This is a genomic window from Kitasatospora sp. NPDC058184 (assembly GCF_042883725.1).
In the GTDB taxonomy this organism is placed as follows: domain Bacteria; phylum Actinomycetota; class Actinomycetes; order Streptomycetales; family Streptomycetaceae; genus Kitasatospora.
Window position 1 is genome coordinate 82,125 of sequence record NZ_JBHVVE010000015.1, and the last position, 12,832, is coordinate 94,956.

Annotated in this window: 10 protein-coding genes; 8 read left to right on the plus strand and 2 right to left on the minus strand. The window is 74.2% G+C overall.

Features of this window, described 5'->3' with window-relative positions:
• Nucleotides 1–30: 30 nt before the first annotated feature.
• On the minus strand, nucleotides 31–855 hold the full coding sequence (locus ACFVXH_RS26500) for a class I SAM-dependent methyltransferase (protein WP_387827743.1): 825 nt from the start codon (nucleotides 853–855) through the stop codon (nucleotides 31–33).
• A gap of 341 nt (nucleotides 856–1,196) precedes the next feature.
• Here ACFVXH_RS26500 and ACFVXH_RS26505 point away from each other — a divergent pair, with 341 nt between their 5' ends.
• From ACFVXH_RS26505 to ACFVXH_RS26535, 7 genes are all read left to right on the plus strand, one after another.
• Nucleotides 1,197–2,075: an SDR family oxidoreductase gene (locus ACFVXH_RS26505; RefSeq protein WP_387827745.1), complete on the plus strand. Its 879-nt coding sequence runs from the start codon at nucleotides 1,197–1,199 to the stop codon at nucleotides 2,073–2,075.
• Nucleotides 2,072–2,671, plus strand: a complete 600-nt coding sequence (locus ACFVXH_RS26510) for a non-canonical purine NTP pyrophosphatase (protein WP_387827748.1) — start codon at nucleotides 2,072–2,074, stop codon at nucleotides 2,669–2,671. The genes ACFVXH_RS26505 and ACFVXH_RS26510 overlap by 4 nt, the downstream gene beginning before the upstream one ends.
• Entirely contained in the window at nucleotides 2,656–5,046 is a 2,391-nt protein-coding gene (locus ACFVXH_RS26515; RefSeq protein WP_387827751.1) for an MBL fold metallo-hydrolase, read from the plus strand. Before ACFVXH_RS26510 ends, ACFVXH_RS26515 begins: the two co-directional genes overlap by 16 nt.
• Before the next feature lie 44 nt (nucleotides 5,047–5,090).
• Complete coding sequence (locus ACFVXH_RS26520; RefSeq protein ID WP_387827754.1) at nucleotides 5,091–6,281, plus strand: deoxynucleoside kinase; 1,191 nt, start codon at nucleotides 5,091–5,093, stop codon at nucleotides 6,279–6,281.
• Nucleotides 6,262–7,296 carry a GTP 3',8-cyclase MoaA gene (gene moaA / locus ACFVXH_RS26525; protein WP_380777790.1) on the plus strand — a complete coding sequence of 345 codons (1,035 nt, stop codon included), beginning with the start codon at nucleotides 6,262–6,264 and terminating at the stop codon, nucleotides 7,294–7,296. The genes ACFVXH_RS26520 and moaA overlap by 20 nt, the downstream gene beginning before the upstream one ends.
• Nucleotides 7,297–7,300: 4 nt before the next feature.
• Nucleotides 7,301–8,398 (plus strand): glycosyltransferase, encoded by a 1,098-nt coding sequence (locus ACFVXH_RS26530; RefSeq protein WP_387827757.1) that lies wholly within the window; start codon nucleotides 7,301–7,303, stop codon nucleotides 8,396–8,398.
• Nucleotides 8,399–8,747: 349 nt separating this feature from the next.
• Nucleotides 8,748–8,918 carry a hypothetical protein gene (locus ACFVXH_RS26535; RefSeq protein ID WP_181970411.1) on the plus strand — a complete coding sequence of 57 codons (171 nt, stop codon included), beginning with the start codon at nucleotides 8,748–8,750 and terminating at the stop codon, nucleotides 8,916–8,918.
• A 106-nt stretch (nucleotides 8,919–9,024) separates the two neighbouring features.
• Here the strand turns inward: ACFVXH_RS26535 and ACFVXH_RS26540 are convergent, their stop codons facing one another.
• Nucleotides 9,025–10,824, minus strand: a complete 1,800-nt coding sequence (locus tag ACFVXH_RS26540) for a S8 family serine peptidase (protein ID WP_387828023.1) — start codon at nucleotides 10,822–10,824, stop codon at nucleotides 9,025–9,027.
• A gap of 444 nt (nucleotides 10,825–11,268) precedes the next feature.
• On the opposite strand from ACFVXH_RS26540, the gene ACFVXH_RS26545 reads away from it, so the two are divergent.
• Entirely contained in the window at nucleotides 11,269–12,585 is a 1,317-nt protein-coding gene (locus ACFVXH_RS26545; protein WP_387827759.1) for a serine hydrolase domain-containing protein, read from the plus strand.
• Nucleotides 12,586–12,832 lie beyond the last annotated feature (247 nt).

Consider the following 12,832-nt stretch of genomic DNA (forward strand, 5'->3'; position numbering starts at 1 on the left):
GCTGTCGCCGCACCGGCCGTCTGGCTCCGCTCATGATCGCGCGGACGGAGTCCGGCCGGGGCGGAGGCCTCGATGCCGCCGCGTCGCGGTCAACGCCTCGGTGCGGACGGTCTGTTCGAAGCGGCCGTCCGGGCTGATGCCGGCCAGCGCCGTCCGCAGGTCCCGTTCGAAGGCGTCCTTCCGGCCGCCGAGCCGGGCGGGGGTGAAGGAGGAGTGCGAGAACTGGAGGCCGATGACCTCGTCGAGGGTGCGGTCGATGCGGTACGTCCAGTGCGCGGCCGTGACGCGGGGGAAGGGGGAGCGCCGGAGGATCTCGCGGTTCGACTCCTCCTGCTCCGGGCGGGAGCCGTCGTCTCCGCCGCCGGGGAGCGTGCGGTACGCCTCCCGCACCTCGTCCACGGCGCGCGACCACGCCGTCCCGGTCGGTTCCGTGGCCACGATGACCACGCCGCCCTCAGGGTTGACGAGGCCGTCGAGGTCGGCGAGGACCTGCTCGCGGGACATCCAGTGGAACGATCTGCCCATGACGCAGAGGTCCAGCGGGGGAAGGCCCAGCGCGCGCAGGTCCGAGGAGTCTCCCCGCCTCCACCGGATGGTGCCGACGTTCTGCCGTCCGGCGATCGACCGGCCTTCTTCGAGCATGCCCGGTTCCGGGTCCACGGCGATGACGCGGGCGACCAGCCGGGACAGCGGGAGGGCGAGGATGCCTGGTCCGCATCCGAGGTCGAGGGCCGTCTGGGTCCCGTCCAGCCCGAAGGCCTCGGCGAGGAAGTCGAAGAGCTCCCGCGGGTACCGCGGCTGGTAGCGGGCGTAGTGCGACGCGCCGGAGGCGAAGAGCTCACCCGGGGAGGACATCCGGACCTCCGACGACCGGCCGGGGCGTGCCGGGCGGGTTCACCGCGGCCCCGTCCGGGCGGGTGAGGGGCGGCAGGGCTTCCGGCGGGCGGTCGGCGGCGGCCTCCCAATGGGCTCGCGTCCGGCCGGTGCGCGGCGGGGGCCGACGGTCCTCGGGAGGCACCGGGAATCCGGTCGTCACGGGCGGGTGCACGGGCGTTCCTCCGGCAGGCGGCGGGCGGGGCGGGCAGGGAAGGCGAGGGTGCTGGGTTGCGGTGCGTATCACCACGTGCACCATAAGTCACAGGTAGGTGGTTCGTCCGACGACTGATCGCCGTCGCTCCAAGCCGAGGAGGCGGGACATGGCGCCCCACCCTCACCCCGACCCCGCGAAGCCGCGCTCCGCACCTCGTCCGGGCCTCGCGGACACGACCTGTGTGATCACCGGAAGCGCGTCGGGCATCGGTCGCGCCGTCGCCCACGCCTTCGCCGGCGCGGGAGCCCACGCCGTCCTGGTGGACCGGGACTCCGACGGGCTGCGCCGGGTCGCCGGAGAACTCGGCCCGGCGGCCTCCGTGGTGGTGGGTGACATCTCGCGGCACGCGGACTGCCTGGAGGCCGCGCGGGCGGCCGAGGGGACGGCGCTGCCGGTCCGGTCGCTGGTCAACTGCGCGGCGAGCTTCCTGGCCCTCGGCGAGGGCGCCGGCCCCGCGGACTGGGACCGGAGCCTGGGCGTGAACGTCAAGGGCAGCGCGATGATGACGTCGGCGCTGGCCCCCCTGCTGCGCAGGGCGCGAGGGGCCTCAGTGGTCAACGTCGCGTCCGTCTCGGGGCACATCGCCCAGCCCCGCCAGTGGACGTACAGCGCCGGCAAGGGGGCGCTGCTCGCGCTGACCCGCTGCCAGGCGCTCGACCTGGCGGACGACGGCATCCGGGTCAACAGCGTCTCGCCGGGCCTGATCTGGACCCCGGAGACCGACCGGATGACCGGCGGCGACCGGGCGCGCTGGGGGCCCGTGCTCGGCGACCACCACATCCTGCGGCGGGTGGGGCAGCCGGAGGAGGTCGCGGCCGTCGTGTTGTTCCTCTGCGGGCCCGGCGCGTCGTTCATCACCGGCGCCGACCTGCCGGTCGACGGCGGCTACCTGGCGATGGGCCACAGCAGGTCGGAACCCGAGGTGCTGCCGGGGCGCAGGGACGACCGGGCCCACGCCCGGCACGTGGACGGGACGCCCGCATGATGCACGCCGTACTGGCGACCGGCAATCCCCGCAAGGCCGCCGAGATCGTCGAACTGCTCCACGGGGTCCTGGAGTTGCTGCCCCGGCCCGGGTGGCTTCCCGAGACCGTCGAGGACGGGACGACGGTCGAGGAGAACGCCTACCTCAAGGCCTCCGCGGCGGCCCTCGCGACCCGCCTGCCCGCGGTGGCCGACGACACCGTGATGGAGGTGGACGCCCTCGGGCGCGCTCCCGGGCTGTTCTCGGCCCGCTACGCCGGTGAGGGCGCGGGCGACGCCGCGAACGTGGCCAAGGTGCTCGCCGAGATGGCGGGTGTCGCCGCCCCGGGCCGGGGAGCCCGGGTGCGCACCGTGGCGCTGCTCTGCTACCCGGACGGACGGCGGGTGGTCAGCGAAGGGGTCGCCCGGGGCCGGATCACCGAACGCCCGCTCGGCGACCGCAGGTTCGGCTACGACGCCGTGTTCGTGCCCGACGACGGCGACGGACGCACGCTCGGCCAGATGACCGCGGACGAGAAGGCCCGGCTGTACTGCCGGGGGCGGGCGTTCCGCGGCCTGGCCGCCTCCCTGAAGAGCGCGGCATGCCGGTCGCGCTAGAGCTCGGCGGACACGCGACGGTCCTGATCCGGGCGGACGCCTTCACCCTGCTCTGCGACCCCCACCTGCACGACAGCTACCGCGGCGGCCTCCTCGGCTTCGCCCCCGCTCGACGCGTCCTGCCGCACGCGCTGCCCCGGCCCGACGCGGTGTGGATCTCCCACTCCCACCGCGACCACTTCGACCTCGCCTCCCTGGCCCGGCTCGACCGGGCGCTGCCGGTCCTGCACCCCGACGACCCGAGGATCGCGCACGCCCTCCGCCGGCTGGGCTTCCGCGACACCGTCGTGGTGCGCGACTGGACGGCGTTCAGCCCCCGCCGGGGCGTCGAACTGACCTGGACGCCCTCGACGATGGCCGTCCCCGAGCACGGGCTCTCGGTCCGCACCCGGGACGCCTTCGTCTGGCACATGGTCGACAGCCTGGTCACGCCCGCGTGGGTGCGGCGGCTGCTCGCCGACGGACCACCGCCGGACGTCCTGCTGGCTCCCTGCCAGCCGATCGAGGAGACCCGCAGTGTGGAGGGCGTCCCACCCGGAGTGGACCCGGACTGGTCCGACCCGCTGACGGCGCTGATGGCACAGGTCCGCCCCGCACACGTGGTCCCGCTGCCGGAGGGGCAGTACGGGCTGGGCGAAGCGGCCTGGCTCAACGGGCACAAGTTCCCCGTACCGCCCCGGCTGGTCGACCGGGCGCTGCGCGCGGACGACCCGGACCGCCGGGTGCTGCGCCCCGGCCCGGGAGACCGGCTCACCGTGACGGGAGGGACCGTGCGGTGGGAGGAGGCCGCCGTGGACTGGGTGCGGGCCACGGACGAGCCGCGCGACCGCAGCTACCGTCCGGGAAGCTGGATCGGCCGGCTGGCCGCGGGCCCCGGTCCCGCCGCCGGGGACGGCCGGAGCGCGCCGGACGGCCCCGACGGAGCGGCGGCACTGGACCGGCTGTTCCCCTGGCCACCGGGGCTTCCCGGGGCTGACGCCCCCTCCGGCCGGGTGACGGTGCCCGGCCTGCCCGAGCTCGCGGCGGCCGCCCGGGGCCGGCTCCGCGCCACCGCGTACCGCTTCGTCACGGTGGGCGCCGGCGCGGAGCCGCTCGCGGAGCGGACCGTACGGCTGGGCGTCGAGGGCACGCTGTCCGCCCTGCCGTCGGAGAGCGTGCCGGACGTCGAACTGGCGGTCTCCGTCAGCGACCTGGGCGACCTGCTCGACGGGCGCCTGGGCTACTCCGCGGCGCAGTACGGCGGGCGGCTGCGCGAGGTGCGGCCCGGGCCGGCGGCCGATCCCGACGCCGGCCCCGCCGTCGTCACCAGCCGTCATGACCCGGTCCCCGCCACCGGGGCGGTGATGCTGTCGGGCACCGGGCTGTTCGCGATCCTGCTGCGCGCCCGGCTCGGTTCGGCGCTGGTGGAGCTGGACCACGAGCTCGACGCCCGGCTCCCGGACCGTCCGGTGCCTTCGGTGCTTCCGGTGCTTCCGCCCTCCGCGCCGCCGGCCCATGCCCTTCCCCCGGTCGTCCGGCCGCAGTCGCGGGCCGGGGAGCAGCCGCCCCGGTTCTGGCCGCGCGTCGCCCGCTGCCTGGCGCGGGGCGAGGACCCGTCCGCCGCGTCCGGGACCTTCACCGACGCCGGTCGTACCCACTACCTCGGTGTGCTCGGGCGCGACGAGTGGCCCGCGCCCGGGCCCGGGCCGGAGGACGGCGTGGGGCTGCTCGTGCTGACGAGCCTGCTGGACGCCCAACCCCACCTCGGTGGCGGGGTGCGGTTCCCGGATTCCTCCTACCGGCGGTTGCTGGCGAACATCGAGCGCTCTCCCGTCCGCCGGTGGCGGGTAGCCGCAGCGCTTCCCCCCGAGGCACGGGTGCCCCGGTGGCGTGCGGCCTCGCTGTTCCCCGTCTCGGCCGAGCGGCTCCGAGCCGACCTGGCCCGCCGGGGCTGGGACGGCGAACTGCTCGGCCCGGTCGGTCCCGACCCGGCCGTGACCGACGGAGCCGAGCGCTGCTGGTGGCTCGGCGTGCCCCCGCTGGAGGGGCCGTCCGACGGCCGGCGGGCCCTGGTCCTCCAGGAGTCGCCCGGGTGCCGGCTCCACGGCCTGGTCGAGGCCGCCCCCGGGCCGGAGGACCCGGCAGTGGAACAGCCCGACTTCCGCGTGCGGGCGGCGCTGTCCCGCCCGTCGGCGCCACCGGACGCCGTCCTGCACGCACTGCTCGGCGGTGACGTGCGGTTCTCCTGGCTGCTGCCGCCCCGGGAGACCGTGCGGAAGGCCGGGCGGGCCGTGGACCCGGTCGCCTTCGCGGAGCGGGTCGCCCTGCTCGCCCTCGCGGAACTGGCCCGCCGGGCGTACCCGAGGACCGGGCCGCCACCGGCCGGCACCGGCTGACCCCGACCGCCCCCGGCCGCTTCCGACCGACCTCAAGGACCGTGATGCTCACCGAACTACCGCCCCGGCACCGCCCGGACCACCTCCGTGCCGCGTGCGTCATCCTCGACGGGCAGGACCGGGTCCTACTCACCGAAGCGCGGTCGGCCGACGAGCGGCCCGGCCTGCCCTGGGCCGTCGTGCCGTCGGGCAGCACCGCTCGGGAGACCGCCGCGGCCGTGGCCCGCCACGCCTGCCGCCAGCGCGTGGCCCCGACCCGGCTGCGCTACCTCACCGAACTCCACCTCCCGCCCGGCCCCCACGGGGAGGCGCCCCACGACCTGCGGGTGTTCGTCCACCGGTACGCGGGCGCCTCCCGGCGTACCGCACCCGGCCCGGACCTGCGCTGGAGCCCGCCGCAGTCCGGTACCGGGGAGGGCCTTGGACTCGACGCGGCATCCGCGTACTGCGTCGGCGAGTTGCTGCGGTGCCGCCCCGACGACGCCGCGGACAACGGGATCCGTGCCGTGGCCGAGATCGAGGACGAGGCGCGGCGGCTGATCGATCCGGTCCCCGCGCTGTGGCGCAGGGACGGAGCGGCCCGCGTGGTGGTCATCGGCCCGCCCGCCGTCGGCAAGAGCACCCTGCTGAAGCGGCACACCGCCCGCGCCCCGGACACCGAGCACGTGCGGGACATCGTCCCGGTGCGCCGGGACCGGGGCCCGGGCCCGGACAACTACCTGACCCGCTACCTGCGCGGGGACGACGCCTCGGGGTTCTTCTGCCAGATGGAGACCCTGCTGCTGCGGGTCCTGCAGAACCTCCGCACCGGCGAGAGCGGCGTCATGGACCAGGACGTGCACAGCTCGCTGGCCTACGCCAAGGCGCTCCGGCTGAGCGGCGCCCTGAGCGCCCAGCAGTACGAGACGTACTACCGCTACCACCACCTGATCACCTCCGCGCTGCCGCCGCCCGAGGCGGTGGTCCACCTGACCGCCCGTACCGACGTGCTGATGCGCCGGCTGCGCCGCCGCGACCGCGTCCTGGAGCGCTCGTTCACCAGCTCCTACGTGTCCCTGGTGGCCCAGTGCTTCGAGGACGTGGCCGAGGAGCTCGCCCCGCGGATCCCCGTCCACCACCTCGACACCTCCGAGCTGAACCCCGACCAGGTGCTGGCGCGCTTCGAGGAGCTGCTCCCCGCGCGCACCGGCTCCGCCGACCGAAGGACCGACCGACATGACCAAGCCCAAGGCTGACTGGCGCAATCCGGGACCCGCCCCGACCGGCGGCCCGCTCATCGACACGTTCGGCCGGGTCGGCGGCGACCTCCGGATCTCCGTGATCGACAAGTGCAATCTGCGGTGCACCTACTGCATGCCGGCCGAGGGGCTGCCCTGGCTGGAGAAGGAGGAGCTCCTCACCGTCGACGAGATCGACCGGCTCGCCCGGCTCTTCCACTCCCTCGGGGTGCGCGACTTCAAGATCACCGGCGGGGAGCCGACCGTCCGCCGGGAACTGCCCGAGATCGTGGCCCGGGTGTGCGCGCTGGAGGGGGTGGACGTCTCCATCACCACCAACGGGCTGCTGCTGGACCGCCTGGCCCGCCCCCTGCGGGAGGCGGGGCTGCGCAGGATCACGGTGTCCTGCGACTCCCTGATGAGGCACCGCTACGCCGAGATGACCCGTCGGGACGCCTTCGACAAGGTGACCGCGGGGCTGGAGGCGGCCCGCGAGGCCGGATTCGACCCGATCAAGATCAACTGTGTGGTGATCCGCGGCAGCAACGAGGACGAGGCCGTCGACTTCGCCCGCCTGGCGCGGGAAGGCGGCTACGACGTGCGCTTCATCGAGTACATGCCGCTGGACGCGGAGCGGACCTGGGAGCGGGAGAAGGTCGTCCCGGCCGCCGAGACGCTGGCCGCGGTCTCCGCGGCCTACGACCTGGCCCCCGTCGTCCAGGACGCGCCGCAGCCGGCCACCTCCTTCCGCTTCGCCGACGGGGCCCCGGGGGTCCTGGGCTTCATCCCCTCGGTGACGAAGCCCTTCTGCGACAGCTGCAACCGCATGCGGACCACGGCCGAAGGAGCCTTCCGCGTCTGCCTGTTCGCGCTGGAGGAGACCGACCTGCGCACCGCGCTCCGCGCCGGTGCCGACGACGCCGAACTGGAACGGCTGGTCCGCGAGGCGCTCTGGCACAAGTGGCCCGGACACAAGATCAACCACCCCGACTTCGTCCGGCCCGACCGCAGCATGTCGATGATCGGCGGCTGAAGCCGTGAACGGCCGTGTGGTCTCCTTCACCTGGGGCCGGGGGCTGGGCCACGTCTCCCGCCAGATCGCCGTCCACCGCGAACTGCGCGGGCTGGGCCGGGACTCCCTGCTGCTGACCGAACGGCCCCAACGGCTGATCGAGGACTACGGCTTCGCCCAGACCGTCCTGCCCACCGACGCCGACAGCCTGGTCGGCGAGCCACTGCACGGGACCGGCCCCGCGGTGGACCACGGTCTCGCCCGGGCCATGGTCGCCTGGGTGCTGCGGCCGGACGACGTGGTGCTGCACGACGTGACGGTGCAGCGGGAACTGTACGACCAGGCAGCCCGACTGGGCTGCCCCCAGTTCCTGGTGCACCGCTTCCAGCGCAACCGCCCCGACCCGCCCCACTGGGTCTCCCGCCACACGCCCGCCATCGGCACGATCTACCTGCTGGGCGAGCCCGGACCGGAGGAGACCGTCCACGGGGTGCGGGTGCTGGGGGTGCCCCACGTCGTCCGGCCGCTGCTCGACGACCGGTCGCCCTGGCCCGAGGAAACCCGCGCCCTCCGGGTCGCGGTGGTGGCCGGCGGCGGCGGGCACGACGACGCGCCCGGATTCCTCACGGCCGCGCTGCACGGCATCCGCGCGTTCACGCGCCGACGCCCCGCCTCCGCCGGCGTCGACGTCCTGGTGCTGACCGGCCCGCACTTCGACGGCGCCGTCCTCGTGCCACCAGGCCTGCCCGGGCCGGTGCGGGTCCGCCCGTACCTGGGGCCCGCCTACGACGTGTACCGGCACGCCGACGCCGCGATCACCCACGCCGGGTACAACACCGTGCAGGAACTGGTCCGTTCCGGCCTGCCGGTGGTGGCCGTCCCCGGCGTCCGCGACTTCGACGACCAGCGCGTCCACCTGAAGGCCGCCGACAGCCCCAATGTGGTGGTCGCCGACGCCGAGGAGCACGTCATCGCCCGGGCCCTGGCCGAAGCCCTCAACGGCCCGTCCGGCACCCGGGCCCGGCCGGCCGCCACCCCCGCCCGACAGGCGGACGGCGCCGCCCGGATCGCCCGCGACCTGGTCGCCGCCACCTCCCGCGGCAGCGGCGCGGGGGCGCCGTGATGCCCGGACACCGCCCCCGCTCGACACGGTCGATGTCGAGCTGACCACCGAATCCTGCCCTCAGTGGAGTTGATCTTCCTCGGCTTCGGGAGGATGCCCTGCGGCAGCCGTGCACGTGACCGTGTGGGACGACCGCGACCGGGCCGGCGGAGGCCGCACGCCCAGGGACCCGCCGCCGTCAACGCCGCCCTGCGGGAGTTCTGGGGCCGACCCGGTTCCGCACCGGCTACCGGTCCCGCCCCGCGGCCGCGGGCCTACCAGCCGACTTGCGGACTGCCGGACCAGGGGCGGTGATAGGAGGGGGAAGAACAGCGAACCCGCCCGCGGGCCGTCCGGCCCAGGAGGAACCATGTCGCACCACAAGTCGAACAAGGACGTCGAGGGCGACCCCGACACCGGCCACGGCCGCGGCCTGCCGCGACGCCCCGACGAGGCCGAGCTCGAGGAGCGCACCGAGGAGGACCGCGAGGAGGTCGGCCTGGCGCCCGACGCCGACGAGGCCGACGAGGACGGCAGATAGGAGCAGGGCCTGGTGAGCCGCCCGCCCCGGTGGTGGTCGGCGTCCTGCGCACGCTCCCGGCCGACCGACGCGCTCGGGCGTCGGTCGGCCGGGCGGAACCGCGGGATCAGAAGGTGAGGTTCCAGGCGTCGATCGTGCCGGTGTCGCCGGAGGCGCCGTCCTTCACCCGGAGCTTCCAGGTGCCGTTCGCCGCGTTCGCGGAGGCGTTGACGGTGTAGGTCTTGGCGACGTTGGCGGTGCCGTCGCTGTTCGGGAAGTCCTCCAGGAGGTAGACCGTGCCGCCGGGCGCGACCAGGGAGAGGACGAGGTCGCCGCGGTAGGTGTGCTTGATGTCCACACCGACCTTGAGCGTCGCCGGGGCGTTGCCGGTGACACCGGTGACGGTGATCGGGCTCTCCACCGTGGCGTTGTCGGGGATCGCCACGTCGGCGGTGTTCTCGAAGTACGTGCCGGTGGGCTGGGTGGCACCGCCGACCGCCTTCAGCGCGTCGACCTGGCCCTCGCCGAAGAAGGAGTTGTCGGCGGTGGTGCCGGTGCAGCGGCTGTCGGAGGCGGGGCAGGCCAGGTCGTTGGCCTGGCTCGCCAGTCGGGCCCGGATGTCGGCCGGGGTGAGCGAGGGGTTGCTGCTCGCGATCAGCGCGGCGACCCCGGTGACGTGCGGGGAGGCCATCGAAGTGCCGCTCTTGGTACCGTACTTGCCGCCGGGCAGGGTCGAGTAGACACCGGTGGCACCGTCACCGCCGGGCGCCGCGACGTCGATGACGCCCCGGCCGAAGTTGGAGTAGGAGGCCTTGCCGCTGCCGCTGCCCGTGGCCGCGACGGTCACCACGCCGGGGAGTTCGGTGGGGATGTCGATGCAGGCGTTGGTGATCGTCCGGGTGACCTTGGTGGAGTCGTTCGGGCTCTCGGTGTCGGTGGTCTTGTTGGCCAGGTCGTAGTTGGCGTTGCCGGCCGCCGCGACCTGCAGCGAGCCCTTGCCCTCGGCGTACTCCTGGGCGCGCTTGACGCCCTCGATGATGGCCGCCTGGTCGAGGTCGTTCGGGCAGTTGAACTGCCAGGGGTCGGTGTAGTAGCTGTTGTTGGTGACCTTGAAGCCGTGGTCGCCGGCCCAGACGAAGCCGCAGACGGTGTTCTCGGCGTAGAACAGGGTGCTGGTCGGCTCGGCGATCCGGACCGAGGCGATCTTCACGCCCGGTGCGACACCGATGACGCCCTTGCCGTTCTTCGCGGCCGCGATGGTGCCGGCGACGTGGGTGCCGTGGGTGTCCACGTCCCGCCAGGCGCCGGTGCGGGCGTCGGGCTTGCCGTAGGCACAGGAGACCGAGTCGGCGGCGTCGAAGTTCGGCGCGAGGTCCTGGTGCTGGTCGTCCACGCCGGTGTCGAGCACGCCGACCTTGACGGACGGCGAGCCGGTGCTGACGCTCCAGGCCTGGTCGGCCTTGATCTGCGTCATGTCCCAGCGGTTGGACTCGGTGAGCGTGGTGGCCGCCTGCGCCGGGTTGGCGGGCAGCGCCGGGCTGTAGGCGTCGGCCGGCACGTCGGAGGTGCGGGTCGCGCCGACCTGCTGGATGCCGGTGACGGTGCGCAGCGCGGCGGCGAAGCCGGCGCTGGTGGAGTGGGCGACGATGACGCCGATCTGGTCGTAACTCGAGAAGACCGTACCGCCCTTGGCGGCGACGGCGGCCTTGGCTGCGGCGATGTCGGCGGGGGCGCTGATCACCAGGTAGGCACGGGTGCCGGCGGCCCAGCCCGCCGCGCCGCCCGCGGCGGCGGGAACGGCGGGGGCTTGTGCTGCGGGAACCTGGGCGGCCGGCGCGGAGACGGCGCCGGGGACGGTGGGGGTGGTGGTCGTGGTGGCGGCGGTCGCGAACGCGGTGGGGGTGGCGAGCGCCATGGCCGAGAGCACGGCGAGGGCTGCGGCCGGGCGGCCGAGCCGCCGGGATATCAGGGGTGACACGTATCCTCCGATTCAGACCGTGCGTGAGGGGGATCGCACGGGAATTGAGGGAAACATGCCAGATTTAGCAGGAGTTGGGGAAGACTTTACGCCCGGCGACTTTCCACGGAAGCGTTACGTTTTGATGTCACGGGATCCACAGCCCCCGGACGGGGCGTGGCAGCATCCTCGGCCTCACGCCTCCGGCCACTCGATCGTCCGAGGCCTCAGGGATCCGTCGGGGGCGGCCTTCGACCTGAGGTGGAGTCCTCCGGGCGGGAAGATGGGTCCCGGGACGGAGATGCTCCGGACCTGAGGTGGACGCCTCGTAACGCTGCTGACTGACACCCTGTCAATTGTCTTTGTTGTGACGGGTGTTGATCGCATCCGGTCGGTCGACTTCGGGAGGACGGCATGGCGGACGGGACGGCGGATCCGAGGCGCGGGAGACTCGGCTCGAAGGGTCGGCGGTGGCGGCGCCCGGTCGGGCGGTCGGCGGTCGTCGCGCTCGCCGGTGCGGGCCTGCTGGCGGCCCTGGCCCCGGCCGCCGGCGCGACGGGCGACCCGGCGGCGCCCCACCGGGTGGCGGCGGGCGGTGAGCGGACGGCGGACGGGGCGGCCCTGGACGCGGTGGTCCGGGCCATGGTGCGGGAGGGCGGTGCGGCGGCGACGCTGGCCCGCGTCCGGGAGAACGGCTCCACGGTCTGGAAGGGTGCGGCCGGCGTGGCCGACCTGGCCACCGGTGCGCCCGCCGATCCGGACGGCCGGTTCCGGATCGGCAGCGTCACCAAGACCTTCGTCGCGACGGTGGTCCTCCAACTGGTCGCGGAACACCGGATCGGCCTCGACGACTCCGTCGAGAGCCGCCTGCCGGGCGTGGTCCCGAACGGCGCCGGCATCACCGTGCGCCAACTGCTCAACCACACCAGCGGCATCCACGACTTCACCGAGGACCCGGCGTTCGACGCGAGCAACGAGGAGACGCTGCGGCAGTGGCTGGCGGGTGGGCGATGGACGTCCTACCGGCCGCAGCAGCTCGTGGACATCGCCGACACGTACCCGCCGTACTTCGCCCCCGGTCAGGGCTGGCACTACTCCAACACCGACTACGTGCTCATCAGCATGATCATCGAGCGCCTCACCGGGCGCAGTTGGGCGCAGGAGGTGGACCGCCGCATCATCCGGCCGCTGGGCCTGACGGGCACGTCGATGCCCGTCTACTCGCCCTTCATCCCCGGCTCCCACGCGCACGGCTACTACAAGCTCCCCACCGGCCCCGCCGACGTGACGCTGCTCAACCCGTCGATGGCGTCCGCCGCCGGGGCGGGCATCTCCACCACCGCGGACCTCACCCGCTTCATCGCCGCCCTGCTCGGCGGGCAGCTACTCGGCCCGGCCGAACTCGCCGAGATGAAGGACACCAGCGGCCCGAACGCGGCCGCCGGCTACGGCCTCGGGCTCCAGCGGTTGACCACACCCTGCGGCGAGTTCTGGGGACACGACGGCGGCATCCCCGGCTACAACACCCTGCTGGTCGGCGAGGTCACCGGCAAGCGGCAGTTCGCCACCTCGATTAACCGGTACGACCTGTCGGACCATGCCGCGATGCTGAGGACCTCCAACGCCCTGTACTCCGCGGGCACTTGCGGCGGCCGCCCGTCGGCCTCCTCGCCGTCGGCGGTCCCGTCCGACGCCGCCGCGACACCGTACTTCGCCGGACCGCTCGCCTGAGCGTTTCGACGCACTGAAGGCCGCTCCCGGTCACGCGAAATTCACAGCCCGGGGTCTACTCGCATAGACAACGATGGGGCATCCTGGTCCGATGCCGGCGCTCGAAGCCCGTCGCCCCCCGTTTCCCGGGAGCGGCAGGCGGTGGCGCCGGAGGGATCGGTCGGCCCTCGTGCCGGAGCACTGTCGCGTCACAGCACTGCGTACGACCCCTATGTCCGGGCCGCTTGCGTCGGCCCGGCGCCGGACC